The 26,532-nt window shown below is 39.4% G+C and carries 21 protein-coding genes; 9 read left to right on the top strand and 12 right to left on the bottom strand.

What is annotated here, in order from left to right; all coding sequences use genetic code 11:
- The first annotated feature begins 69 nt into the window (after positions 1-69).
- Positions 70-1,536, top strand: a complete 1,467-nt coding sequence (locus KZP23_RS03675; RefSeq protein WP_226334777.1) for a glycine--tRNA ligase — start codon at positions 70-72, stop codon at positions 1,534-1,536.
- 72 nt (positions 1,537-1,608) lie between these two features.
- On the opposite strand, the gene KZP23_RS03680 is transcribed toward KZP23_RS03675, so the two are convergent.
- The 3 genes from KZP23_RS03680 to KZP23_RS03690 form a co-directional block, all read right to left on the bottom strand.
- Positions 1,609-2,574 carry a hypothetical protein gene (locus tag KZP23_RS03680; protein ID WP_226334778.1) on the bottom strand — a complete coding sequence of 322 codons (966 nt, stop codon included), beginning with the start codon at positions 2,572-2,574 and terminating at the stop codon, positions 1,609-1,611.
- 106 nt (positions 2,575-2,680) lie between these two features.
- Positions 2,681-3,958 (bottom strand): MltF family protein, encoded by a 1,278-nt coding sequence (locus KZP23_RS03685; RefSeq protein WP_317198041.1) that lies wholly within the window; start codon positions 3,956-3,958, stop codon positions 2,681-2,683.
- A 239-nt stretch (positions 3,959-4,197) separates the two neighbouring features.
- Complete coding sequence (locus KZP23_RS03690; protein ID WP_226334780.1) at positions 4,198-4,968, bottom strand: LytR/AlgR family response regulator transcription factor; 771 nt, start codon at positions 4,966-4,968, stop codon at positions 4,198-4,200.
- 322 nt (positions 4,969-5,290) lie between these two features.
- Between KZP23_RS03690 and KZP23_RS03695 the strand changes: the two genes are divergently transcribed.
- Positions 5,291-5,785: a hypothetical protein gene (locus KZP23_RS03695; RefSeq protein ID WP_226334782.1), complete on the top strand. Its 495-nt coding sequence runs from the start codon at positions 5,291-5,293 to the stop codon at positions 5,783-5,785.
- Here the strand turns inward: KZP23_RS03695 and KZP23_RS03700 are convergent.
- From KZP23_RS03700 to KZP23_RS03725, 6 genes are all read right to left on the bottom strand, one after another.
- Positions 5,766-7,886: a histidine kinase gene (locus KZP23_RS03700; RefSeq protein WP_226334783.1), complete on the bottom strand. Its 2,121-nt coding sequence runs from the start codon at positions 7,884-7,886 to the stop codon at positions 5,766-5,768. The two genes, KZP23_RS03695 and KZP23_RS03700, sit on opposite strands and share 20 nt — an antisense overlap.
- 177 nt (positions 7,887-8,063) lie before the next feature.
- Positions 8,064-9,392 carry a TolC family protein gene (locus KZP23_RS03705; protein WP_226334784.1) on the bottom strand — a complete coding sequence of 443 codons (1,329 nt, stop codon included), beginning with the start codon at positions 9,390-9,392 and terminating at the stop codon, positions 8,064-8,066.
- Positions 9,389-12,451: an efflux RND transporter permease subunit gene (locus KZP23_RS03710; RefSeq protein ID WP_226334785.1), complete on the bottom strand. Its 3,063-nt coding sequence runs from the start codon at positions 12,449-12,451 to the stop codon at positions 9,389-9,391. The genes KZP23_RS03705 and KZP23_RS03710 overlap by 4 nt, the downstream gene beginning before the upstream one ends.
- Position 12,452: 1 nt before the next feature.
- The gene (locus KZP23_RS03715; RefSeq protein WP_226334786.1) at positions 12,453-13,541 is read right to left on the bottom strand and encodes an efflux RND transporter periplasmic adaptor subunit; all 1,089 of its coding nucleotides are present in this window, start codon (positions 13,539-13,541) and stop codon (positions 12,453-12,455) included.
- 192 nt (positions 13,542-13,733) lie between these two features.
- Entirely contained in the window at positions 13,734-14,657 is a 924-nt protein-coding gene (locus tag KZP23_RS03720) for a DUF4421 domain-containing protein (protein ID WP_262904781.1), read from the bottom strand.
- Between the two features lie 1,347 nt (positions 14,658-16,004).
- Positions 16,005-16,745: a glycosyltransferase domain-containing protein gene (locus tag KZP23_RS03725; protein WP_226334788.1), complete on the bottom strand. Its 741-nt coding sequence runs from the start codon at positions 16,743-16,745 to the stop codon at positions 16,005-16,007.
- A 144-nt stretch (positions 16,746-16,889) separates the two neighbouring features.
- Between KZP23_RS03725 and KZP23_RS03730 the strand changes: the two genes are divergently transcribed.
- A complete protein-coding gene (locus KZP23_RS03730) occupies positions 16,890-17,720 on the top strand; it encodes an FkbM family methyltransferase (protein WP_226334789.1) in 831 nt (276 codons plus the stop codon).
- Here KZP23_RS03730 and KZP23_RS03735 read toward each other — a convergent pair.
- Entirely contained in the window at positions 17,717-18,427 is a 711-nt protein-coding gene (locus tag KZP23_RS03735) for a glycosyltransferase family 2 protein (RefSeq protein WP_226334790.1), read from the bottom strand. The genes KZP23_RS03730 and KZP23_RS03735 overlap by 4 nt on opposite strands.
- Before the next feature lie 79 nt (positions 18,428-18,506).
- Positions 18,507-19,709, bottom strand: a complete 1,203-nt coding sequence (locus tag KZP23_RS03740; protein ID WP_226334791.1) for a pyridoxal phosphate-dependent aminotransferase — start codon at positions 19,707-19,709, stop codon at positions 18,507-18,509.
- Positions 19,710-19,933: 224 nt separating this feature from the next.
- On the opposite strand from KZP23_RS03740, the gene KZP23_RS03745 reads away from it, so the two are divergent.
- Positions 19,934-20,791 (top strand): toxin-antitoxin system YwqK family antitoxin, encoded by an 858-nt coding sequence (locus KZP23_RS03745; protein ID WP_226334792.1) that lies wholly within the window; start codon positions 19,934-19,936, stop codon positions 20,789-20,791.
- Between the two features lie 16 nt (positions 20,792-20,807).
- On the opposite strand, the gene KZP23_RS03750 is transcribed toward KZP23_RS03745, so the two are convergent.
- A complete protein-coding gene (locus KZP23_RS03750) occupies positions 20,808-21,164 on the bottom strand; it encodes a YraN family protein (RefSeq protein ID WP_226334793.1) in 357 nt (118 codons plus the stop codon).
- Between the two features lie 136 nt (positions 21,165-21,300).
- Between KZP23_RS03750 and lipB the strand changes: the two genes are divergently transcribed.
- The 5 genes from lipB to KZP23_RS03775 all read left to right on the top strand — a co-directional run bounded on the left by lipB (position 21,301) and on the right by KZP23_RS03775 (position 26,521).
- Positions 21,301-22,020: a lipoyl(octanoyl) transferase LipB gene (lipB, locus tag KZP23_RS03755; RefSeq protein ID WP_226334794.1), complete on the top strand. Its 720-nt coding sequence runs from the start codon at positions 21,301-21,303 to the stop codon at positions 22,018-22,020.
- A gap of 39 nt (positions 22,021-22,059) precedes the next feature.
- Positions 22,060-22,461 (top strand): hypothetical protein, encoded by a 402-nt coding sequence (locus KZP23_RS03760; RefSeq protein ID WP_226334795.1) that lies wholly within the window; start codon positions 22,060-22,062, stop codon positions 22,459-22,461.
- Between the two features lie 6 nt (positions 22,462-22,467).
- Positions 22,468-23,208, top strand: a complete 741-nt coding sequence (locus KZP23_RS03765; protein WP_226334796.1) for a 3'-5' exonuclease — start codon at positions 22,468-22,470, stop codon at positions 23,206-23,208.
- A gap of 159 nt (positions 23,209-23,367) precedes the next feature.
- Positions 23,368-25,542 carry a ribonuclease R gene (gene rnr, locus KZP23_RS03770; protein ID WP_226334797.1) on the top strand — a complete coding sequence of 725 codons (2,175 nt, stop codon included), beginning with the start codon at positions 23,368-23,370 and terminating at the stop codon, positions 25,540-25,542.
- Positions 25,529-26,521, top strand: a complete 993-nt coding sequence (locus KZP23_RS03775) for a polyprenyl synthetase family protein (RefSeq protein WP_226334798.1) — start codon at positions 25,529-25,531, stop codon at positions 26,519-26,521. Before rnr ends, KZP23_RS03775 begins: the two co-directional genes overlap by 14 nt.
- The last annotated feature ends 11 nt before the right edge of the window (positions 26,522-26,532 follow it).

Consider the following 26,532-nt stretch of genomic DNA (forward strand, 5'->3'; position numbering starts at 1 on the left):
GGGCTGACCATGAAAACTAAACCATTTTTTCATTCTCAAATTTAAATAGATTTCCCTATTTTTGCGGCTATGGCAAAGACAGAACAAGTAACTGAAAACGCACAACTGAAAGATATCATCTCACATGCCAAAGAGTATGGTTTTGTATATCCTTCCTCAGAAATATATGATGGACTACAGGCAGTATATGATTATGGTGCTTATGGAGTAGAGCTTAAAAACAACCTTAAGCGACTTTGGTGGGAATCAATGACCCGATTAAATGACAATATCGTGGGCATTGATGCAGCTATCTTCATGCATCCTACCACTTGGAAAGCTTCAGGTCACGTAGACAGCTTTAACGACCCAATGATTGACAATAAGGACAGCAAAAAACGCTACCGTGCTGATGTGCTTATTGAAGAGAAAGCAGCTGTTTTGGAAAAAGAGGGCAAGCTTGAAGAGGCTAAAAGCCTTTTGGCAGCAATGGGAAAATTACTGGAGGCAGAAGACCTTGATGGAGTAAGAGACCTTATCATCAATGAGGAAATCACTTGTCCTGTTAGCGGCACGAGCAACTGGACCGATGTAAGACAGTTTAACCTGATGTTCTCTACTCAAGTGGGCTCTGTGGCAGAAGATGCTTCTACAATCTACCTTAGACCGGAAACTGCCCAAGGAATTTTTGTCAACTTCCTTAATGTGCAAAAAACGGCCAGGATGAAAGTCCCATTTGGTATTGCCCAAATTGGTAAAGCTTTCAGAAACGAAATTGTAGCCCGACAGTTCATTTTCCGAATGAGGGAATTTGAACAAATGGAAATGCAATATTTCGTTCGTCCTGGATCTGAGTTGGACTGGTACAAAACTTGGGCTGAAACCAGACTAAAATGGCACAAAGCCTTAGGTGTTCCACAGGAAAAACTAAGAACCCATGACCATGATAAATTGGCCCACTACGCCAATGCAGCCATGGATATTGAATTTGACTTCCCATTTGGTTTCAAAGAAGTAGAGGGGATTCACTCCAGAACTGACTTTGACCTGAAAAGCCATCAGGAATTCTCTAAGAAGAAACAGCAGTACTTTGATCCTGAGATCAACCAGAATTATATCCCTTATGTGATCGAAACCTCCATCGGAGCGGATAGATTGTTCCTAATGACACTTTGCAATGCCTACACTGAAGAGGAAAAAGAAGGCAAAACCAGAACTTACCTGAAATTCCATCCGGCCATTGCACCAGTCAAAGCGGCTATCCTTCCTTTGACCAAAAAAGACGGTTTACCGGACAAGGGTAAGGAAATCGTCGATAAATTAAAATATGATTTTAACATCATATATGAGGAAGCGGCATCCATTGGAAAGCGTTATACCCGTCAGGATTTGATTGGAACGCCTTTCTGTATTGCTGTGGACCATCAAACTTTGGAGGACAATACCGTTACGATTCGCCATAGGGACACCACTGAGCAGGAACGTGTACATATCGATGAGCTTCATGGCAAACTTGCCGAGGCAACAAGCTTTAAAAATATATTTGAGCAGATTTAATTCATAAAATCTGCTGTAAAAAAAGAGCGTCCAGAAAATTTTCTGGACGCTCTTTTTTATGGTCATTTTTTATCATTCACAAATCTCTACATCCAAGTGAATGGCATAATACCTGCCCCCCTCTACTGTATCAATTACCAATGAATTGGATTTGTTAGGAGCCTGTCCAGGGATAGGCCTTCCTGCATCAGGAAGCTCACCTTCCGCATAGCTATACCATTTCACACTTTCTTCACCTTCCTGCAAGCTCCAGTCGCCTAGATCAATGGTGATCGTTCCTTCCAACTCATCATAGCTTACCGTACCAATAACCTCATCCTGGTTGGCAAATACATCTTGGGTACCAGCTTCAATATCAAAAACGTACCACCATGCGTTATTAAAACCCTTTGAAGGTTCTCCATTATTCTCACCCTCTTTATTTCCTGCATAGGCGGAGGCTGTTCTGATTTCACATTCATCAGGACATACTCCTATCAAATTATAGGATTCATTAAAGGTAATTATCGATCCCAGCCCTTCTTGGATAATAGAAAAATCAATAACATCACAGGCTTCCCATCCATCAGGCAGAGCAATACTATGCATAACCGTACTTCCTGAAGCAACCTCATCTAACTCCACTTCATCACCTGCTATATTAATAGTAATGGTAGCCTTAGCCTTGGAGTTACCTTCAGTAATATTATAGGTCACCGCAACAATAAATTCATTTTCGGTATTATATGCAGAAAAGCTTACTTCTTTGGTATTTGTATTGCCATTCTCATTGGCACTTGCCTTATTGGGGTTTCCTCCACCATTGCCAGTACTTTGGCTTTGTGTTCCTGAAATGGGATAATACCGGACATCTTCCGCCGATAAATCAATGCAATCCGATTCGCAGTTCCCTAAATTGTCCCCGGCCATCACGGAAAAAACTTCATCTGATTCCTGTTGTATTTCAAAAGTTTCTATTTGATTGCAGGAAAAAAGCAGTGCAATCATCAACACCCCTAATTCCTTGAAGTGGGGCATACTCATAAATAGTTGTTTCATAATGTTTAAAATGTTTTTTATCAAATATATAAGATAAAAACCATGAAAACAACACGTACGACTTTATTTAGTATTTAAAATACTATTTTACATAAACAAACAACATCTACGGAGATACTAAAATCCGGTATGATTCATAAATACTCAAAATATCCTCAACATAGGCCACTGCCAAATGCCCCTTTGCATAGCCACTCTTCACTACTGGGTCACGGTAAATCTCTGGTTGCGATTTCCGCTCCAAATAATAGGCGACACTATCCCAATTTTGGGTATCCATACCAAATTTAAGGGCCAACCTCCATGCATCATTCACATGGCCATGGCCTACATTATAAGAGGCCAAAATAAACTTAATCCTTTCATTGACTTCTGGTACCCGCTCAAGCCAAAACTTATCAAGGTATTTCAAATACTTCACACCTCCTATCAAACTTTCCGAGGGGTCATTAGGGTTCTCAACACCAAACCGCTCCAAGGTAACCGGCATTAACTGTAATAATCCCTTCGCACCGGCATAACTTGTTGCTACAGTGTCAAACCGGGACTCCTTATAAACCAATGAAGCCAACAAACGCCAATCCCAACCAATCAGTGTGGATCCTCTTTTGATAATATCATCATATACAGAAATCCGGTCTCCAGAAATAGAGGAAAAAGGACTCTTATTTCTAAAATAACTGTTCTTCTTATTCAAAAAATATTTGCCATATAAGATCGCAAAATACGTGGACCTTTTGCCCCTACTGATCCAATCATTTATTTCCTTTTTTAAATTAGGTGCATTCTTCCTTACTGCCCAAGCCACATCTGCTGCTGGCCCTATCTCCAGATCTATGTCAAGATTATCATAATAGGTAGAATTGACCAAGGCCACATCTTTGTCGACTACAGTATAATCGATTTCCTCCCGAACAACATCTTCCACCAGAGCATCTGAGTTTCTGTCTCGTTCAACGATCTCCATCTTAATGCCAAGACTATCCCGAATGGCCTCTAACTGGGCACTGTAAACAGTAGACTTGCGGACGTATATGGATTTTCCATCCAATTCCGAATGATCCTTTATGATAGGCCCATCATCACGCTGTACCAACACGGACGAAAAAGAATTCAACGGTGCTGTAAATGCTCCATATTTCTCCCTCTCCTCATTATTAAAAAGATTAATCGCTATAATATCTGCCTCTCCACTATTCAGCATTTTATATGCCCTCATGATATCAGCATCTACAATCAACCTGAGTTGCACATCCAGCCTCCTAGCCAGGTTCCGCAGTAGCTCATATTCATAGCCCATTCGTCTCCCCCGGTAGATATAATAACTGGTCGAAGAATTATCAACCACTGCCCTGATAAAGCCTCTTTTTTTAATTGCTCTCAAATCAAACTGAACCGGGTTTTGCCAGAATGGCTCCTGCTTTTCTCTGCGCTCGGTTCCTTGATTGCAAGAAATTGCCAAGAAACAAAAACTAATAAGGATTAAAATGAAATTTCTTCCCTTCATGGGCTATTAGTACGCAAATGCGCAATGGTTCCGGTCAATATTAGTATAATTATACCAATTGTCCAACTGAAACCAAAAATGCCACTGGACCTCCGATTTCTGCCCTATATTTTCATTTACATAGATTTACTTTTTACTATCGCTTCAAATAAAGTGACCACCTCTTCCTTCTTCCTTTGACTGATGGGCAATTGTTCTCCATTTTCCATGAGTACACTGCCTCCGTCATTTCTTAGATACTTCTTCATATAATTGGGATTGATCAGATATGACTGGTGGATCCTCAGAAAAAAATACTTTTTCAGCGCCTTTTCCACTTCTTTGAGCGTTTTACTAAAAAGTAATTTAGTATTATCTGACAAGTATAATAAGGTATAATTGTTTTGGCTTTGTCCATAAAGTATATCATCCACCTTTATAAACTCAAGACCATCGCTTACAGGAACAGCAATCTTTGATTTGATAATATTTTCTTTCTTGAGCAGGTCTATCAATGCTGAAACCTCACTGCCGGAATTGTGGCCGCCCACTCCTTTCCTTTGGGAGAACTTCTCTATCACTTCCTTTAAATCATCCTTGCCAACAGGCTTGAGCAAATAGTGAAAGGCCTTATATTGAAAAGCCCTAACTGCATACTGGCTATATGCTGTGGTAAATACCACTTCAAAATCAAAGTCTCCCAACAAATCGAGCAGTTCAAATCCATTGATTCGGGGCATTTCCACATCCAAAAACAATAAATCTATTTCATGCACTTTAAGAACCTCTATTACTTCATCCACCCTAGAAGACTGGAAAACGATTTCGATAGGTAAATCCAATTCTTCCAATTCATAACTTAAACTTTCGATGCAATGAAGTTCATCGTCTATAATGCCTACTTTCATATCCCTTCCATTTATCGCAACCAAACTAATATTAAAGATAACAAACATCCTTATATGCCAAAACAAAAACTCACAACCATCCTAAATTCAGACAGATACAAATAATAATTAAAAATATCAACACGCTCATCTAAAAAGTAAACTTGCTATTTTGCTCTGGAATCAGATCAAATTATTATCTATCTTAATTCAAAATTCAAACTGACTTTTAAGTCTATTTTTAGAACATTGATCAATGCTTCCCTCTATTGGTGAGCTACTTGGAAAAATAAAGGAAAATACCTTCCAATTTTCATCCAAGTTTAGATAAAATTTTGGAACAATGAGACCTTACTGTCAATTAAATATCTGTTGCTTTTTCATCCTATTAGTAGGTTGCAATAATCCATTAAGTAAAACTCAATACTCTGAAAACCAAATCACCTACAATCTTATCGTTACGACAAATAACGAACACCAGCCAGAACATCAGGATGAAGTCACAATTGGCAAAGTACTTTTAACCCCAGACAAAAAGGAACAAGTGTTCAAGATAAAAACAATAATTAGTCACACTATCAAAACAAGCGGATATCAAGTTTTTGTAAATGGCGAATCAAATTACCAATTATTGGACTATAATACTTCTTATTTTTGCATAGGAAATGCAACGGACCCCAAGGCCATAAAAATTCGTATAAGAATTGATGAAGAACTATTTATCACGGCAAAATTAAGTGGAACAAATAGCTATGTCCATACAGAAAACAAACAAATTGCTGGGCCAGAATTATTTCCTAAACGACTTCAAAAACTAATTATCCCACAGAATCAATAGCTTCTTCCATCATAATACTGATTTTTGCCTTGGTTCCTATGATCCCTTTATCGCTATCTTGCCTAGCCTGAATATCAAAATCCACCCTATTATGGCTTTGCTGATTATAAATTGCCAAGCGCTCTTCAATCAGTTTCAAACCCAAATGTGTCCCATATATATTACTTGCTTCTTTTTTATTCGATGGCTGCTTATAGCCTACACCATTATCCAAAACCTCAATGACCAAAACTTCATTTTGCTCAAATACCTTTATATCCAAAACCTTCTCCCTTTTCCTACTGGGCAAAAGCCCATGTTTGATCGCATTTTCAACTAAAGGCTGAAGTATCTTTGGAGGTACTTTTACATGATGGGGATTCACCTCTGGTGAAATAGCAATTTCAAAATTAAAACCACCATCAAACCTTAACTTCTCAATTTTCAAGTAAAGCTCCGTTGCTTTTAATTCTTCTGCCAAGCAAATAGAATTCTTTCGATTATTCGTCAAACTAAGTCTTAAAAGCTGTGCAAAAGTATCTATGTATTCTTTGGCCTCAGCATTTTTATTCTTCATGACCAACCATCGCACAGCATTCATGCCGTTAAACAAAAAATGTGGATTCATTTGAGACTCCAGTGACTGCAATGCCAAGTTTTGGATACGGTTCTCAAACTTACTCTCCAACAGTTTTACCCGTTTCTCTTCATTATTTTTCTGCTCCGTCATCAATTCCTTAAAAGTCGCCTCCAATTGTTCATTGACGCTTTCAATTTGGTTTTTCTGCTCACTTATCTGCCTATTTTGTCTCATTAGCATCAAATTGGCCATTTTCTTGGACTTGATATTTTTGAATTGCATAAGTGCAATGACTGCTATAGCCACTAAAAACATCAATAAAAGCACCAAAATGATCCGCTGGCTCTTAAGGGCCTCCACATGACTGTCCAACTGCACTTGTTGCAGTGACTTGTCCTTTTCTAATAAGGCTATCTGTGATTCCTTTTTCTCCAATGCATAGCGCTTTTCAATCGCAGCAATTTCCGTCTCCTGATTGATCAGATTGACGCTATCCTTATATTGATCGGAAATTTTATAATACTTCAATGCCAAACTTGGCTTTGCTTGCAATTCATAAATGGAGGACAATTGGGCGGCAGATGCCTGAATCAGACTTTTATTGGGAATATTTATGGCCAAATTCCAAGTCCTATGATAATAATCTATGGCCAGATCATATTGATTATTCAACCGATACACATCTGCCAATGCCTTCAATAGATCTGCTTGCTTATGCGTATCATTTAGCCTAGAAAATATAGCCAATGATTTTTTATAATAATCCGCTGCCTGTCCCAAGGCAAGACCCTCTTTTATATAATTATGCCCAAAATATTCATAAGTAATGCCCAAACCATAGTCATCATTTCTTTTTTGATTGATCTCAAGCAATTTGTCCAGATAAGTACGGCCTCTTTTATAATCTCCCTTTTCCGTGAAATAATCCCCAATGGATAAGTAATTCATGGCAATCCCCAATGTATTTCCTCTCTCCCTTTCAGCATCCAAAGAGCGCTCAAAATACCTCAAGGCATCTTCCTCCCTGCCAGGAATATGCAATAAAGTATTGCCCAGACCATTGCAGGAAATAGCTATATTCCGGAGATCCTCTTGGGCTTCGGCTATTTTTAGCGCCTCCAAATAGTAAAATACAGCATTGTCAAAATCCTCTCCATATCGACTGGAAACACCCGCATTGTTCGCAAAAATCATTTTGGACAAAAAAGCGGAATCCACTTCTGCTATCAATTCATACGCCTTGGCATGCAAGGCAGTCGCTTCCGAATAACGCTGATGATACCGGTACAGTAGCCCCATATTATCCAAGGATTTAGCATATAAAAGGCTATCTCCCAATTCCAGGGATAAGTTCAAAGCTTTCTCGGCTTCTGCATATTCCAATTCATCATCATGACTTTCTTGATGGATCTTTCGGGAAAGTTGAATTGCATTTTCAATCGCCCCAGCCTTATCTACAAAACTGGAATCAGAACGATTATCCTGAGTAAAATCATCTGCAGCGATTAAAGCAAAAAAGGGCGCAAAAGAAAAAAACAGCATACATATGTAGCCGAACGCTAAATTTACATTTAACACCAAAAAGTATTTTATCAATTTACCCACCTTCATAAAGCCATATAAATTAGACCTTTAATATCAGGAAATAAATTGAAAAATGCACTAAACATTAAGTTGGGAGCAAGGATATATTACCATTGCTCCCTATATAAAGGTAAATTAATTCAAAATAGGGCTGGAGTTACTGTCATAATAAATGGCCCCAGCTAACCTCAACAACTCCACTTCAGCCACTTTGATAGAGTAAACAGCCTCTATCAACCTGGTCTCAGCTTCAAGTCTGTTTACCTGTGCATCACGAAATTCTAAGAAGCTGGTCAGACCTGACTTGAATCGGTCAAATGCGATATCGGTATTTTCACCCACCACCAAAAAATTATCCTTTTCAATTTCCAGCCTGCGTTTACTGTTTTCATAAACGTTAAATGCCCTATAAATATCAGCATTCAGCTGGGTTTCATATTGCTCAAGCACATAGGCTTGGGTTTCCTGTCTGATTTTAGCCCTTTGCACCTGCCTGTTCAGGATAAAGCCATTAAAAAGATTGATCCCCAAAGTCGCTCCAAGGTTAAAACCGTTACGCTTATTTTGGATCAAAAACCCTGCATCTGACTTGGATACAGATTCGCGATAATTGCCACTCAGGCTCAAGGTGGGTAACCTTTGTGCCTGAAGTTCCCTCATCTCCAAATAAGCCACATTTTGCTCTCTCCTATTCACCAAAAGCATTTTATTATCATCTAAGGCCTTGTCCAATAATGGCCCAAGTTTAAGATCCTCTTTAATCTGAATAGAATCATTAATGACAAATTCAGTATCTGAATCTATCGCCAGAAGCTCATTTAAATTGATCCTTGCATTTCTGATCACCTGCTCTTGGGAAATCAATTGGGACATGTCAGTATTATAATCCACCTGAGCAGCCAAATATTCCCGTTTTGAAGTTCCGCCTAATTCATACTGTGCCTTTACAATATCAAGTCGCTGCTTGGATAACTCAAGGGTTTCCTTTAGCAGATCATTACGCTCAAGCTCCAACACTAAACGGTAATAACCAGTAGAGATCGCGGCTACGGTATTTTCTATGACAACTTTAGCCTGAAGCTCTCCGATTTCATTCAATTTCCCCAGCCTCTTCATAGCCACTACGGCATCATACCTAAAGCCATAAATAGCATCCAAATTAAAGTTTTCACCCGTAGAATTAGCGCCATCAATAAGCCTAGGCTCATTTTCACTGACAAATTGCTGCTCCACATCCTCCACACTCTTTGTCCGGCCATAGCTGGCGTCCAGACTGGGAAGCAATGCACCCAAACCTATCTTCTTGTCTATCTCGGTAACTTCCTTTTCCTTAAGGGCTATTTTGACATCATAGTTATTCTCCAAACCCATCATCACCGCTTTCTCAAAGGAAAGTTCTTCTTGTGCAAATACCTGGCTGGAGACAGTTACAGCCATTAAAACAATTAAACAATACTTCATCATACTCTCGCTAATCTTCCGGATTTAGATGTCAAATAAGTGTATATGGCAGGGATCACAAATAGGGTCAAAATCGTGGAGAATACCAGCCCGCCAATGACAGCTACCCCCATTGGCATCCTACTTTCTGCTCCTGCTCCCAAAGCCAATGCAATCGGGAGGATCCCCAAAATGGTAGACAAACTGGTCATCAATATAGGTCTAAACCTTGCTGAGGCTGCACCGATAATCGCATCATCAATATCATGGCCATGCGCCTTTCTTTGATTGGCAAATTCCACTATCAAAATACCGTTTTTAGTCACCAAACCTATCAACATAATGATACCGATCTGGCTGAAGATATTCAGGGTAAAATCAAACAGCCAAAGTGATAGCAAGGCACCACATAATGCAAGAGGCACGGTAAACATAATGGTCAAAGGATCCTTGAAGCTTTCAAACTGTGCAGACAAGACCAAATAAATAAGAATCAGGGCAAACAAGAAAGCAAACACCAAACTATTGGAACTTTGTCGGTATTCTTTGGAAACCCCGGCCACATCAGTAGTATAACTATCATCCAGTACTTCATCGGCTATCCTATCCATCTCATCCAATCCATCCCCAATGGTATATTTCCCTGCCAAACCCGCCGATACAGTTGCACTGACAAAACGATTATACCGATAGAGCTGTGGTGGTGTGCTCTTTTCCTTAATGGTCACCAAATTATCCAACTGTACCAATTGGCCATTCTCCGCCCTTACATACAGCATCCTCAGGTTAATAGGTTCATTTCTGTCCTCCAGCTGCATCTCTCCTACCACCTGATATTGCTTTCCTTTCATGATAAAATAATCGAAACGCTGTCCAGAATAGGAAAGCTGCAAGGTCCTGGCTATTTCCTGCACGGAAACACCAATATTCCTCGCTTTATCACGGTCAATTTCTACCTCAATTTCCGGCTTGGTAAACTTCAAGTTGATATCAGAAAAGGCGAAAATATCACTTTGGTTTACCCGGTCCATAAAAGTTGGGATTACCTCCTTCAGTTTATCAATACTCGGTGCCTGCAAAACGTACTGGATAGGCAAACCTCCCCTGCGATCACCTATGGATTGCGGCTGGGAGGCAAAGGCCCTCACCTCAGTTTTGTTTTTGATCACTTCAGAAACGGTCTCAAATATTTGCTGTTGACTTTGGTCTCGCTCCCCAGCATCTACCAATCTGGCGATGACCATACCGGAATTGGTACTGGCCGTACCAAAACCAGGTGAAGTCACTGAAATCAAGCTGCTCCTATACTCCTCTGGAACTACCTCCATGATCTCTACCAACAACTCATCTATGACCCTGTCCATATAATCAAAAGTAGCACCCTCAGGGCCACTCATATTGATCCTAAACTCGCCCCTATCCTCCATAGGCGCCAATTCAGATGGAATAGAGATAAACAAAAAGTAAATCCCAAAACCCATAGCGGCAATGATCAAAAATGAAGTCCACCTGAATTTCATAAATGCCCGCAAGACAATCTCATACTTTTCTGTCAACCAAACAAAAATGGGCTCCGTCACATTATAAAACCAATTATGACTTTCCCTCTTCTTGAGCAATTTGGCACTCAGCATAGGAGTCATGGTCAAGGCAACAAAAGAGGAAATTATAACAGCTCCAGCTACCACAATTCCGAACTCCCGGAATAACCTCCCCGTCGTACCGGACAAAAATATTACGGGTAAGAATACTGCCGCCAAAGCTATGGTGGTGGCAATTACTGCAAAGAAAATCTCCTCAGCTCCCTGCTCTGCAGCGGTATCCGGATTTTGCCCCTTCTCGATTTTGGAATAGATATTCTCCAGTACTACAATCGCATCATCCACTACTAAACCGATGGACAGCACTATCCCCAATAAGGTCAATACATTGATAGAGAAGTCCATCAGGTACATGATAAAAAAGACACCTATCAGTGAAATAGGAATGGTAAGGACCGGAATAAAAGTAGTCCGCCAGTCCCGCAAAAACAAAAATATAATGCCTACCACCAACAAGAAGGCCAACACTATGGTTTCTTGCACCTCACTGATCGAGCTACGGATATACTTGGTAGTATCAAAACCAATCCCGAGCATCACATCATCCGGCAGGTCTTTTTTGATGAACTCTAGCCTTTTGTAGAACTCATCTGCAATCTCTATACTATTGGAACCCGGCAATGGCACCAATACCACGCCCACCATGGGAACACCATCTCTTTTCAATACAGTCCTTTCATTTAGAGGGGCCAGTTCCGCCACTCCCACATCCTGAAACCGTACAATATTGTTATTATCCTCTTTGATGATCAACATGTTGAACTCATCCGGCGTAGTGAGTCTACTCTTCGTCCTTACGGATAATTCGATAGTGGAACCTTCTATTCTTCCTGAAGGCAATTCCACATTTTCACTCTGTACTTTATTGAGTACATCCAAAGGAGTTACCCCATAGGATGCCATTCGGATAGGGTCCATCCTCAAACGCATGGCATATTCCTTTTCCCCCCAAATCCGCACTTCACTTACTCCTGGAATGGTCTGTAATCGCTCCTTAAAAACATTGTCTGCAATCTCCGAAAGCTCTAGCAAGCTTTTTTCATTGCTCTGAACATTTAAAAACACAATTGGACTCGAATCAGCATCAGCCTTTGAAACTACAGGAGGCTCTGCATCTGGAGGAAGGTTTCTTTGGGCCCTGGCCACCTTATCCCTTACATCATTGGCTGCGGCCTCCATATCTGCACCTACCTCAAATTCAACAGTGATATTACTCGTACCGTCATTACTGGTGGAAGTCAGGGATTTAATACCTGATATACCATTAATAGACTCCTCTAAAGGCTCTGTAATCTGGGCTTCTATGACATCCGCATTCGCGCCTACATAAGTCGTCCTTACACTGATCACTGGCGGATCCACACTGGGGTATTCCCTCACCCCCAAAAAACTCATGCCGATAATTCCGAAAAGAAGAATCGTCAGGGAAAACACAATGGCCAAAACTGGCCTCCTGATACTAACTGTAGATAAACTAGACATTTCAGTTTATTTTATTCATCTTCACCTTCATACCATCTTTTACCTGCAAAACTCCAGTAGTCAATACCAATTCACCGGGCTCAAGGCCTTCAGTGATCTGTACATTTCTTTCTGTCCTCATGCCTATGGAGACCTTGCGCTCCATTACAACCCCGTCCTTGTTGGCCAAATAGAGCTTATACCCTTCCAATTCTGGAATCAAAGCCTCGGAAGGCACCAAAATAGCTTCTTCTTCTACATCTAAGTTAAACTGAATTCCCACAAACATCCCGGGCAAAAACTTTCGTTCCTTATTGGGACTTATCGCCCTTAACTTTAAGGTCCTGGTATTGGCATCAATAATCGGCTCATAAGCATATACCTTTCCACTTTCCATTCCTTGGGATTCATTATTCGAAAACTGAATGGTAGAACCAATTGTTACTTGGTTAGCATACCGTTCCGGAATAGAAAATTCAATCTTTATGGGGTCAATATTGACAATATTAGCAATGACATCTGCACTACCAATGACAGACCCTACCGAAATCCTCCTCAAACCTAAAACCCCATCAAATGGCGCCCGAATTACCATTTTGTCCAGTTGGGCCTTGACAAGACGGATATCCGCCAATGTGGTATTATATTGGTTCAAAATCACATCATACTCTTCCTGACTGATGGCTTCTCGCTCTAACAGCTGCTTCTGACGGTTTTCTTGCCCTTCATAAAGCTTCTTGGTAAACTCCAATTTATCCAATTGAGCACTCAACTCATCATCATTTAAATAAACAAGCGGAGTACCTTTCTTTACGAACTGTCCCTCATCAAAATTAATCGACTCGACCAATCCACTGATTTCAGGTCTCAATTCCACAGACTCATTTGGAAGGACATTTCCGGTAACTTTCAAATTATTCTCTAAGCGCGCTGTCTTAATCTCCATAACATCCACAGGCAAGAGATCTCCTAAGGAGGTCCCATTTGCTTTTGCCTCAATGCTGGAGGGTACACGTGCGCTATTGTCCCAATTCATCCTTGGATATAAAAATATAATGGCAATCACCAGGCCTATGGCCAAAATCAAAACGATTTTTGTCTGCTTTTTCATTAGTAGTTTATAGAAAATCCTTCTAATCTAGGTCAACTATCCTTTAGCCCACCTCTATGCTTACTTAACAAAGTAAATCAATAATATATTTACTAGCTGCAAATAAAACATGGAAGGCAAATGACAGTTTTCAGTGGTTGAGAAAATTTAAATCATTTGCACAGCGGCTAAAAAATGTTTTTTGCTAACTATTCACCACACAGGCTGAATAGACTTTAATAGGGATTTGGTTTTTGGCCCAGGAATAAATCGATAAATAAAGTTGGCCCTAACATTACCTGTAAACACCTCTGTACTAAACCCCTTAGCTTTGGCCAACTTAACATTCTCATAGATGAAATTAGCATTGACAGCCCATCTTTTTGTATTATATCCTATGCTCCCTTTTAAAAGATAATTGGGATTCAAACTCCAAGCCATGGTCCTTCCATCCCCTTTCATTTGTGTAAAGCCAAAACTAGGACTGGCTGAAGCATAGCCCATGATAAAAAAGTGTTTGACGATCACCAAGGTATAAGCATAGCCTACATTCGGTCCAAATTCAAAGAAGTTCACCCTGGAAAAATCCCTTTCTGCATCAAGCAGTTCTGGATGAGGTATCAACGAACTATCCCCTCGCACGGTCCCTCCGTACATTTCCAAACCCAAAAGTGGACTGCCTGCAGATTTCTGTTGCCACTCCGTTTGATAAAAAGCTGCTTTATACGAAAACTTTTCTTTATTCAGTAAATATTGTACTGAAGCACCTATTTCCCGTACTTTCATATCTGGCCTATAATAAAAAACCTGACCATCTCCAGCAAAGGTCCCTTCTGGCCTCAAGTGGAAACCCTTGTAAAACTGAAGGTAGCCATCTACCACCCAACCCTTGGGATTCATATGTAATTGAGCGTCTAAATACTTAGTCTCTCCTTCTCCAATATCTGGATTCAAAAAGCCAAAACCATAAGCCAAATTCAAATTCAATCCATCATAACTCGCCCCAACACCCAAATTTAGGGTGGTATTGGGTGAATAATGTAGAAAAGGAACCTGCCCTAATTTATCATATATTTTAACTCCCGTAAATTTCCTTGAAGTATAAAGCCTTCCAGTAATTAATCCTGGAAATTTCATAACATAACCGTTTGAATCATGCACAATTTTTGATTGCCCAAATACTTCCTTTCCCTTAATCTGAAAAGCAATAATAAAAATCAATAAGCACAAGGCCTCTTTTCTGAACGAAAACAATTTGGGCATAGATATCTACAGAAATTACTTGAAAGAAAGCTTATTGCCCGTGAATAAACAATTTACTTACTGTATAAAAAAATGCATGTACAAAAAAGTAATTACTAAGGCCAAGGTTCCAGACCACACATATGCTTTGACCATAATCATTTTCATCTTTTGGGAATAATCGAAAAAAGACATTATTCCCAGCATATAAATCAAAAAGATAAAGATTCCACTAGCTATAAATTGGAGCATTGATACTTCGTATTTTAAATCAAAATACAATTTAACCAATTCGAAAACATTTCCGCTAAGCTCAAAATTAACTTATTGTTAACAAAGAAGTAAGAGCAAACAAGCAATGAATAATTTTCATTTTGACTTATAATACACCTACACTATGCAACTGTAAAAAAAGGACCAAGCCGAAAAGCTGGGAGAAAACAGTCTATTTTAGCTTTGATTTGCGCTATTTATAACCACAGATGGATAAAGATGAACACGGATATGCTTATTTTTAATACATCTTTGTTTACCCTTTAACGCGATTGACTGTCTAGGCAGGTTGATTACTTAAACTACGCTTGATCTGACAAGGGTAGACAAAATTTAAGTTTGAAACCACATCCCCCCAGAAATATTGGTTGATCCTAAAAAAACCATATAGAGAATAATTTGGCCACCAAAGATAAATACCATCCTGAACCCCCAAGATGGTATTTGTTTTTAAACCATAGTTTCATATTACGGAGGCTAATAAAAAGTAATCCATAAAATTACCTCCAACTCAATTACACACACTAAAAGTCATAAGTAGAAAAAGTTGCTTAATCACCCAAAACAAATGTACAATTATTTTTTCAGATAAAGCAAGCTTATTATCATGGAATTATTTGATTTATTAACGGAATATTAACAATTAAACATAGAAACCAATACTTTTTGCCAATAAAAAGCCAATTCAACCAATTATACCCTTATGAAACCGCGAATAAATAATTTTAAAATAATCTGTAAACATTTCGATGGAGCAGTTTAAAAACCTCCTCCTTTGCAAGAAAAAATTAACGATTAAAATGCTTTCTCAGCCCATCTTTAATTTAGACCTTTCCATATTTATCACCAATAAAACCGCAGTCACTGGTAATCTTTATGGAGGAATTTAAATCAAAAAGTAAGCATAGTCATCCCCTTTTAGCACCAAGGAATTCACCAAAACCAACAGTCAATTCGGTCCTTGACGCCTTAATGTTTACCAAAAAAAAACTTGACTTTCTTTTTTAAACTATTCTTGAAATTCGAAAAAACTGTAATATACCTTACTCCCCCATCCTTGAACTTCAAAGAGACATTATGCCCCCTATTCCTCTTCATATACTTAAAAGTTGTTTTTCTTGGAATGGAGTGGATTTTCACACCAGTTAAAAAGCACGCTATAGGCAAAGAAATTTGATCCCTATGAGAATATGCAGCTAGAATTTCTGCCCACTTCTTTTCTAAAACTTGAACTTGATCCGATTTATCCCTTATTATGATCATCGTTTCAAAAAGTCCAATGCGATCATCAAAGCCTAAATTTTTCGCAAATTCTATGGTCTCTTGAACACTTTCAAAAGTATCCTTATGCTTCTTTAAAATCTCCTTGCTCTCTTCTCTTACCGAAGACCTTTTAGGATGAATACTCGTAAGCATTCCTTTTTCAAATTGCTCATTGACAAAATTATTTGGATCTTGAACAAGCTCAATATTGGCATCTACATAAATAGACAAATCATATCCTTCCGAATACTTAAAACTATTAATTTTAATCAACCTCTGCTGCTTAATTGGATCATTGGATACCGGCAACAGCTTGGTCTCCCATCCTTCAACATTCAAATTCGCATCATCGGTATATACCCAAAAATCAAAACCTTTGTATTTTTTTACAGGCTTAAGATTATCATAATTATTTGTTACGACTGTATACAATAATTTTTTACTCATACAATTCTCCAAATCGACAAATAGAAGACTAATTTAAATTTTTAACAAAAAATAATTTCTCACTCAATATAGTCTCAATAATTTATTTAGTTTTGGAAGTTATATAATATAGGAAGCAGCCCATTTAACACACTAACCCCAAAGATGTTTAAATCCAAAATTAAGCCTTTATTTAAAAAATATTGGAAATCATTTCGATTTTATCTTAGTTCTTCAAACAACCCTTTATTTATTGGGTTCTATAAATATTTTTACAACCCCAAAAACGGTAGTTTATCTGATTTTCTTGATTTGTATTCCAGATCAAAAATCAACGATTTTTTTGTCATACAAATAGGTGCAAATGATGGCATTACCCATGACCCAATTCATAAATTCATTAAAAGAGACCGTTGGGCAGGTGTTTTATTAGAACCTCAACCGGATGTTTACAGAGATTTTTTAACAAAAATATATCAAAAAGACGCCAAAATACACCCACTTTGTGCTGCTATTGGGTATGAAGATGGTGAGCAGAACTTATATAAAATTGGATTTTGCAACATGAGATGGGCAACAGGATTGGCCTCTTTCAATTATGAAAATGTGAGAGAAAAATTCACTGAAGGAGTCGTTGAAAAAAGGTGTAATAAGCTGGGAATTGAAATCCCTGAAGATCCTGATAAGCAAATTGTAGCAGAAAAAGTTTCTGTAATTTCTCCTGAGACACTTATTCGAAAGTATGATATATCAAAAATTGACCTCCTACAAATTGACGCTGAAGGGTTCGATCTTGAAGTAATTAAAATTTTTGATATTTCTAAAACAAAACCAAATGCAATTATTTTTGAAAACGAAAATCTGCCAGAAAATGATTTAAATTTCTGCTTCGACCTATTACATCAAAACGGCTATAAAACCCAAAACTTTGGTAGAGATACTTTAGCCCTAAAAGAACCATTAGGGAAATTTGACAAATTCTTTAACAAAAATTAAATCTTATCCAGCCCCTTCCAGAATTTCAGGAAATAATATTTCAGGGGATTTTTGTATTTGAGCTGCTTCCAAGGTCGGCTTCCATGTGGTTGATGTAATACAGGAGCAGTCATCAAAACATAGTTTTTAAAGCCCAGCTCTATCGCCTTTTTGGAAATAAAAGTATCGTACCAATCTTTGGTATCATCCAACTCCATAAAATCATATGCGGCCAAAAACTCTTTTGTAAACAAAGTACAGCAAAAACTCAAACTCCTTTTGGTAGCTATCACCTCATCCTTGACATCTTTGAATTTTAAATAAGGAAAATTTACCTTTTTATCATTACCAACGGTAATTGCTCCAATAAGTCCAATGGCTTTATTTTGTTGGTAAAAATCCAACATTTTGGCTATTGTATCCTGTTCCACAGTAACATCAGACTCTACTACCAACAGGGGCAAACCTTTCTCTATGGCCTCTTTTTGGGCCAATTGAAGTACCAGCTTGTAATTGGGCGATGGCGTGTCAGTCACCTCCTCCAAATGCAATACCTTATACCCCATTTCAGGAGCATATTTATCCAGCTCGGCCTTGGTTTCAGCAGTACTGAAATCATTAAAAATCTTATATTCCACAGTAACCGTTGAAGACTGAATGGCCTTGGCCGTTTCCAGCGTAGTTTCAATGGAGTTTTTGACAGGAGTGATAACAAGTACTTGAGCCATATTTCTGTTGAATTAAAGAAAAAAGAGCTTGCCAGGGATACAGATCCCCAAACAAGCTCCTTTCTTATCTATTAATGAATTAGCTTAATTTAGCTACAGCTTCTTTGATCCGCTTCAAAGCCTCCTTCAATTCGGCCTCAGAGGCAGCATAAGAAAGTCTCACACAATTTGGCGCTCCAAAAGCAGCACCAGTAACCAAAGATACGTGGGCTTCATTCAGGATGTACAAGCAGAAATCATCTGCATTTTCAATCTTTTGATCCCCCACTGATTTTCCGAAGAAAGCAGTGACATCAGGGAAGAAATAGAATGCACCTTCAGGCACATGCGTCTTGATTCCCGGTATATCTCTTAACAATTCCAATACAAGGGCTCTTCTGTCATGATATGCCTTTTCCATTTCCTTAGATGGTGTCTGATCACCCGTGATTGCCGCCAAAGCAGCTCGCTGAGCGATACCAGTACCACCTGAAGTAAACTGACCTTGGATTTTCTCACATGCCTTGGCAATGAAAAGAGGAGCACAGATATACCCTACTCTCCATCCGGTCATCGCATAACCTTTAGAGAATCCGTTTACAGTAATGGTTCTATCATACATACCATCAAGGGCTGCCATACTGGCATGCTGACCAGTGAAGTTAATCAATTCGTAAATTTCATCAGCAATCACATAAACATCATCATGCTTCTTCACTACCTCTGCAATGGCCTCCAATTCTTCCTTACTGAATACAGAACCTGTAGGATTACAAGGAGAAGAATAGATAACTGCTTTCGTTTTATCTGTAATAGCTTCCTCCAACTGTGCTGCAGTAGCTTTGAAGTTATTTTCTAGCGTACCTTCAATCAGCACAGGCACACCCCCGGCCAACTTGATGATTTCAGCATAACTTACCCAGTATGGAGAGAAAATCACGACCTCATCACCTTCATTCAACAAACACATAAATATATTGGCAATGGAATGCTTGGCACCAGTTGAAAGCACAATATTCTCTGCCTTCGCTTCTGTGATTTTATTCTCAACTTGCAGCTTTTTGGCAATAGCTTCCCTTAAGTCCTGATACCCTGCTACGGGAGGATATGAAAAGTATTTCCCCTCATCGATAGCGGCCTTAGCAGCATCCTGAACATGCTGTGGCGTTTTAAAATCAGGCTCTCCCAAGCTCAAACTGATGATGTCAATTCCTTGACCTTTAAGCTCACGGGCTTTTTTGGCCATTGCCAGCGTAGCTGACTCTTCCATATTGTTAATACGGTCTGATAAGATACTGCTCATTGCTTTATAATTGTTTATTCTATGGTCACAGATTTAAATCGAAAACACCCAACAAACGCCTCTTGGCCATTCCAACATCACATTTGGAGCGCGTCTTCAACAATAACTGGGCAAAATTAAGGATTATGCTTGTTAATTCTAAACCTTTCGATTATTTAGAGCACATATTCTTGAGATAAATTCGTTTTGACAGAAAATCTTCATTAGTTTGTCCTGATTAAGCTATGAAAAAGATAATATTGGCCATAGGGTTTTTAGCCTTTGCAGGAATCACCAAGGCGCAAAGCTTTGATTCACTTACTACCATTACTCCAAAGGACACTTCAGGAGTGGTGGTAAATGAGCTATTACCTACAAATGCCCCTATCTTGCTTTTTGATGATACCAAAAGAAAAGAAGAAAGGAAGGAAGAGAAAAAGAAAAGAAATAAAAACGTGTACTTTGGTGAAAAAACCAGAAAATCTTTCTTGAGAACGGAGATCAAAGGACAAACACAATATCAATTATTTAATTATACCCTCCGCAACAAGGAAGTAGATCCATATATCAGAGATGTATATTGGTTGGACACAGATGATAAAGTCATCCGGACTTCAGGTTTTGACCCAAACAGGGGATACTTACTGCACGGCCCCTATGAAAAACGAATTGATGACCAAGTGGTAGAAAAAGGCATGTATTATTTTGGCACGAAACATGGCCGATGGATGAGCTTTAACACCAAGAACATCCTCACCAATAAATCCCATTATTATGAAGGCTGGCCAAAAGACTCCAGGGTAAGCTACTATAACCAACAAGAACAGAAGCTGGAAAAAGTCATCCCCATCGAGTATGAGCTGAAAGAAGGTAACTTCTTTCATTTCTATGAAAATGGACAATTAGCCGTAAAGGGAGAATACCACTATGGTGAAAAAGTAGGACTTTGGACAGAATTCTGGAATACACAAGGAGGCAAAACCATCCGCAAAAGGGAAATCCAATACCAAGAAGAACCTTTTACCAAAGGTTTTAAACCTTTCATTAAATCTGAATGGGACCAAAATGGATCTCTAATTTTCAAAAACCCAAGAAGTCTGTAGCAATTAGGCTTAACGGTCAATAAAATGCATCCTCAAACAGCTTATATCGAAAAACACCCTCCTTATCTCGGTACACCCCTACAATGTCAAAACGGATGTCCTGCTTCCAATCAATTTCATAGATATAATGATCTGCCGCCCTTAAGATCAATTGCCGCTTACGATAATCCACAAATTCCTCTGCATAACCATAGCCAGTGCCACTTCGGAATTTCACCTCTACAAAAATAAGTAAGCCCCCATATTCCATGATTAAATCTATTTCAGCGTACTTGTGCCGGTAATTACGTTCTTTGACCGTATAGCCTTTGGATACCAAAAAATCAGCCGCCAACTTTTCAGCTTCCCTACCTGTGTCATTATGCTGTGCCATGACCAAATAATTTATTAATTTTGACAAAAATTTTCCTCCTCGGTGAAATAATGATGGAAAAGAGCACCTCACCATCAAAAAAGAACCCAAACACCATCATCGGTGTTACCTAGGACCAACACCTAAAAGATTGACAGTGAATCAAATTATCAATAAAAAAGTAAAATTTATAGACCTGGGCCAAAAAGATTATAAAGAAACCTGGGATTATCAGGAGGAACTTTTTGCGGATACAGTGGCCTTAAAAATCCAAAACCGTAAAAATGGCCCTGGACAGCAGCAGGTCACTCCCAACTACCTCCTATTTGTAGAGCACCCTCATGTGTACACCTTAGGGAAAAGCGGTGAGCTTTCTCATTTGCTATTGGATGAACAGGCACTGGCTGATAAAAAGGCTACCTTTTACAAAATCAACAGGGGGGGAGACATCACTTATCACGGCCCTGGACAGTTGGTGGGTTACCCTCTACTAGATTTGGACAATTTCTTTACAGATATTCATAAATACCTTCGATATTTAGAAGAAGCCATTATTTTGACCCTTGCCGATTATGGCATCTCCGCTGGAAGGATAGAAGGTTTAACCGGTGTATGGCTCGATCATGAAAGACAGGAAAACCCAAGAAAAATATGTGCTTTGGGCGTAAAATCCAGCCGCTGGGTTACCATGCATGGTTTTGCCTTTAATGTAAATGCAGATCTGTCCTACTTTAACAATATTGTCCCATGCGGCATCTCTGACAAGGCCGTAACTTCCATGCACCTGGAACTGGGAAAAGCCGTGGATGAAGCCGAGGTGAAGGAAAAAGTAAAAAATCACATTGCAGAACTTTTTGAAATGGAATGGGAAAATTGATAGCCCGAGCCTTTTAAATGAGGATTAAGAGAACATAAAATGAAAAAAGACATCAAATTTCACCCAGTAACGGGAGTGAAGCTCGCAATAGCCAAAGAGGAAGTAAATGGCCAAACGGAATGGGGCGTATATATCATCAATCTGAACATGATCGAATTAAAAAACCTGATGATTACTTCCAAAGGTTATGGCACGATCGGTGGAGAAGAAAAAAAAACCTCTACATTGAGACATATGATCGAGGAACTTGGCCCCCAAAGTATCGCAAAAGTTGAACCCATCGACCCAAATTTGTTCTCCCTCAACAATGAATTCTGGGTAAGTTATTATATCTTAGATCAGATATTTGACAAAAAATTCGTCTTCGTAGAGGGCAGCATGGACAAAAACAATATTCAATACATTCCTGACCTGGATCTCGAGGGCGTTTTACATCCTTGACGGCCTATGGCAGATTTTTTGAGTGATATTAGAGACATCCTTTTTTTGGACATAGAAACCGTGTCCGGAACAGCTTCCTTACAGGAACTTCCAGACAGACTAAAAGAAGAATGGCTGAAAAAATCTTCTTTTCTGGAAACAAAGGAAGATATGACTTCTGAAAAATGCTACTTCGAAAAAGCAGGGATTTATGCAGAATTTGGTAAAGTTGCCTGTATAGGCATGGGCTATTTCCTGTATGATCCTGAACAAGAACAACTTCAATTCAGAACCAAGTCCATTGCGGAGGAGCTTGAGCATGATACACTACTGAACTTTAGGGAAATCCTGGAAAAAAAGCAGTGGACCTTATGCGCTCACAATGGCAAGGAGTTTGACTTTCCTTACCTTTGCAGGAGAATGCTGGTGAACCGAATCCCCCTTCCTGATGTTCTTCAAATGGCCGGTAAAAAGCCTTGGGAGATACATCACCTGGACACCTTGGAACTTTGGAAATTCGGAGATTACAAACACTACACCCGCTTAGAACTATTAGCTACGCTATTTGACATACCAAGCTCTAAAGACGATATCAATGGAGCTGAAGTCAATATGTATTATTATCACCATGACGACCTGTCAAGTATCAGAAAATATTGCTTAAAAGATGTAGAGGTTACCGCAAGAATATATTTAGCATACCAAGGCTTACCAAGTCAAATGGATATAAAAATCATCAACTTGGATGAAAATCAGAAAATCAATTGATAAGTTTTGAGTTACTTTGTAAACCCTTTCAGTTTTTTAATAGTATTATTAAAGAAACTGCGGCTAGCCTGACAAAAGCATGAAAACCAATCACCCAAAACCCACACATTTTAAAAAAATCAGCAGCACGCAGGCTGCAACAGAAAACATTAAATTTTTATGAGCAAAAGATCAAAAAAACATTCACGAGGAAAAAAGCAAGGAAGCAAGCAAATGAATTCTGCCCAATTGGCAGAACGTATCCTGAACTTTTTGGACAACCATTATGGAGAAGAATATTCCTCAAAGCAGATCATTAAGAAACTAGCCATCAGGGATGCCGTCACCAAAGGTGGCGTAGAGCCCGTGTTGAATAAATTAGTTGCAGGAGGTTCTGTTTCTAAGAACCCAAGGAATCACTACTCCTCCACAAAGGAACCCGATTTTATTGAAGGTACCGTGGATTATGTCAATCCCCGTTTTGCTTTCATCGTTCCTGACAATAAAGGGGAGCACGAAGAGGACATCTTAGTGAAAGCCGGAGACATGAAAAATGCCTTGGATGATGATAAGGTGAGGGTAATGGTTTACCCGAATAAACGCCATGGCCAAAAACGTGAGGGCAAAGTACTGGAAATCGTAAAAAGGGCGCGTGAAGAGTTTGTGGGAAAAGTGGAAATCTCTCCAAGATTTGCTTTTGTAGTGCCCGATTTCAAGAAGATGCACCATGATATCTTCATCAAGAAAAGTGACCTCAACGGTGCTGAGCACAACCAAAAGGTAGTGGTAAAAATGACTGAATGGAGGGAAGAAGACAAAAACCCAACAGGTATTGTCACACAAGTACTGGGAAAAGCGGGGGACCATGAAGTGGAAATCCACTCCATTATGGCTGAGTTTGGTCTTCCATTTGAATACCCCGAGGAAGTGGAAGCTGCAGCAGAAGCCATCCCTGAAAACATCTCCAAATCTGAGATCAAGCTTAGAAAGGACTTTAGGGAGGTAACCACCTTTACCATTGACCCAGTGGATGCCAAAGATTTTGATGATGCCATCTCCTACAGGCCTTTGGAAAATGGAAACATTGAGCTGGGAGTGCACATAGCAGACGTCACTCACTATGTAAAACCAAAGACACTTTTGGAAAAAGAAGCTTATGACAGGGCCACTTCTGTTTACTTGGTAGACAGGACCATCCCCATGCTACCTGAAAGACTGAGCAATGGACTTTGTTCCCTTAGACCAAATGAAGATAAACTGACCTTTTCCTGTGTTTTTGAAATCAACCAAAACGGTGATATTCTTGATCAATGGATTGGAAGAACCATTATTCATTCTGATAGGAGATTCGCCTATGAAGAAGCCCAGGAAAACATTGACAAACAGTCCGGAGATTTCTTTGAAGAGCTCACCCTTTTGAACAATATTGCCAAAAAGGTTAGAAAAAGGCGTTTTACCCATGGCGCTATAAACTTTGAGACAGTAGAAGTAAAATTCAACCTGGATGAGAAAGGAACTCCTCTGGGACTTATCATCAAAGAACGAAAGGACATCCACAAGATGATCGAGGAATACATGCTCCTGGCCAATAAGGCAGTAGCAGAATTTATTTTCAAAAAGAACAAAGGCAAAGACACCTTCGTTTACCGTACTCACGACCACCCTGATCTGGAGCGTTTGGAGACCTTCGCCAATTTTGCCAAAAAATTTGGTCATCAACTTACCATTGGAGATGAAAGCAATGTTTCTTCGACATTGAACAAGCTGATGAAGGAAATCGAAGGAAAGCCTGAACAAAACCTTTTAGAGCAATTGGCCATCAGAAGCATGGCAAAAGCCAGGTACACTACTGAACCCAAAGGCCACTTTGGATTGGCCTTTATGCATTATACCCATTTCACCTCCCCTATCAGGAGATATCCTGACATGATGGTACATCGCTTATTACAGCACTATCTGGATGGTGGAAAGTCACCAGACCATGAAGAATGGGAAAACAAATGTATCCATTCCTCTGAAAGGGAAAAAAGGGCTTCAGATGCCGAAAGGGCCTCTATTAAATACAAGCAAGTAGAGTTTATGTCCCTGGCCGAAGACAAAGCTTATGGGGGAATTATTTCAGGAGTCACAGAATGGGGTATCTTTGTGGAAATTACCGAGACCAAGTGTGAGGGCATGATTCGTCTGCAAGATTTGCGTGATGATTATTATGAATTTGATGAGAAGAACATGCGTCTTATCGGCTCAAAAAACAAAAAAATGATCACTTTGGGAGACCAAGTGAAGGTCCGTGTCACCAACACGGATATTGATAGAAGAACCATAGATTTGGAATTTGCAGATGACAACGATTAAAACCGATTTGACTAAAGAGATACTGGTAAAACTGGAAGAACATTTACAGGCTTTTTCCTATGGAGCCTCCCCTAAAGAGCTTTATGAACCTATCACCTATATTATGGGCTTAGGGGGAAAACGTATCAGACCTTTATTGGCTTTACTTGCTTATTCCCTATATAAAGAAGACTATGAAAATGCCTTAACTCCTGCCATGGCGGTGGAAGTATTTCACAACTTCACCTTAATGCACGATGACATCATGGACGAAGCCCCTATTAGAAGAGGCAAGACCACTGTTCATGAAAAATGGAACACCAATACCGCCATTCTTTCAGGTGATGTCATGCTGGTAAAAGCCTATGAAATCTTAGCGGATGTACCTGCAGATAAGTTGGGAGAATGTCTTAGGCTGTTCAACAAAACCGCTAGAGAAGTTTGTGAAGGTCAGCAGCGAGACATGAACTTTGAAACCATGGATGAAGTGGCCGAAGCAGCATACCTTGAAATGATCCGTCAAAAAACCGCGGTACTTTTGGGCTTTGCTTTACAATTTGGAGCCATACTGGCCGGTGCGTCCAAAGAAGACGGCCAGCACCTCTATGATTTTGGTGTGAATATTGGCATTGGATTCCAACTCAAGGACGACTTGCTGGACGTCTATGCGGACAAAGCTAAATTTGGTAAGCAAGTGGGAGGAGATATCATTGCCAATAAGAAAACCTTCCTTTTGATCAAAGCCAAAGAATTGGCTCAGGGAGACGATAAAAAGCGGCTGGACGAATGGCTTTCTAAAACAGTTTTTGAAAAAGAACAAAAGGTAAAAGAAGTAACTGCACTCTATGACAAATTGGGAATCAAAGCTATAGCCGAGACTAAAATGACCTCCTATTTTGACCTAGGCTTCGCCCAATTAGATGATCTTAATATTTCAAATAAGGAAATGTTGGCGGCCTTAAAAGGCCTTACCCAAGACCTTATAGATCGGGAACAATAAATCCCGATCTT

This window comes from Echinicola marina, from assembly GCF_020463795.1.
Lineage (GTDB): Bacteria > Bacteroidota > Bacteroidia > Cytophagales > Cyclobacteriaceae > Echinicola > Echinicola marina.

Bases quoted from the DNA above. Each gene is read 5' to 3' on its own strand.
- KZP23_RS03675 (WP_226334777.1), top strand. From the start codon at position 70: ATGGCAAAGACAGAACAAGTAACTGAAAACGCACAACTGAAAGATATC.
- KZP23_RS03680 (WP_226334778.1), bottom strand. From the start codon at position 2,574: ATGAAACAACTATTTATGAGTATGCCCCACTTCAAGGAATTAGGGGTG.
- KZP23_RS03690 (WP_226334780.1), bottom strand. From the start codon at position 4,968: ATGAAAGTAGGCATTATAGACGATGAACTTCATTGCATCGAAAGTTTA.
- KZP23_RS03695 (WP_226334782.1), top strand. From the start codon at position 5,291: ATGAGACCTTACTGTCAATTAAATATCTGTTGCTTTTTCATCCTATTA.
- KZP23_RS03700 (WP_226334783.1), bottom strand. From the start codon at position 7,886: ATGCTGTTTTTTTCTTTTGCGCCCTTTTTTGCTTTAATCGCTGCAGAT.
- KZP23_RS03705 (WP_226334784.1), bottom strand. From the start codon at position 9,392: ATGATGAAGTATTGTTTAATTGTTTTAATGGCTGTAACTGTCTCCAGC.
- KZP23_RS03710 (WP_226334785.1), bottom strand. From the start codon at position 12,451: ATGTCTAGTTTATCTACAGTTAGTATCAGGAGGCCAGTTTTGGCCATT.
- KZP23_RS03715 (WP_226334786.1), bottom strand. From the start codon at position 13,541: ATGAAAAAGCAGACAAAAATCGTTTTGATTTTGGCCATAGGCCTGGTG.
- KZP23_RS03720 (WP_262904781.1), bottom strand. From the start codon at position 14,657: ATGAAATTTCCAGGATTAATTACTGGAAGGCTTTATACTTCAAGGAAA.
- KZP23_RS03725 (WP_226334788.1), bottom strand. From the start codon at position 16,745: ATGAGTAAAAAATTATTGTATACAGTCGTAACAAATAATTATGATAAT.
- KZP23_RS03730 (WP_226334789.1), top strand. From the start codon at position 16,890: ATGTTTAAATCCAAAATTAAGCCTTTATTTAAAAAATATTGGAAATCA.
- KZP23_RS03735 (WP_226334790.1), bottom strand. From the start codon at position 18,427: ATGGCTCAAGTACTTGTTATCACTCCTGTCAAAAACTCCATTGAAACT.
- KZP23_RS03740 (WP_226334791.1), bottom strand. From the start codon at position 19,709: ATGAGCAGTATCTTATCAGACCGTATTAACAATATGGAAGAGTCAGCT.
- KZP23_RS03745 (WP_226334792.1), top strand. From the start codon at position 19,934: ATGAAAAAGATAATATTGGCCATAGGGTTTTTAGCCTTTGCAGGAATC.
- KZP23_RS03750 (WP_226334793.1), bottom strand. From the start codon at position 21,164: ATGGCACAGCATAATGACACAGGTAGGGAAGCTGAAAAGTTGGCGGCT.
- KZP23_RS03760 (WP_226334795.1), top strand. From the start codon at position 22,060: ATGAAAAAAGACATCAAATTTCACCCAGTAACGGGAGTGAAGCTCGCA.
- KZP23_RS03765 (WP_226334796.1), top strand. From the start codon at position 22,468: ATGGCAGATTTTTTGAGTGATATTAGAGACATCCTTTTTTTGGACATA.
- rnr (WP_226334797.1), top strand. From the start codon at position 23,368: ATGAGCAAAAGATCAAAAAAACATTCACGAGGAAAAAAGCAAGGAAGC.
- KZP23_RS03775 (WP_226334798.1), top strand. From the start codon at position 25,529: ATGACAACGATTAAAACCGATTTGACTAAAGAGATACTGGTAAAACTG.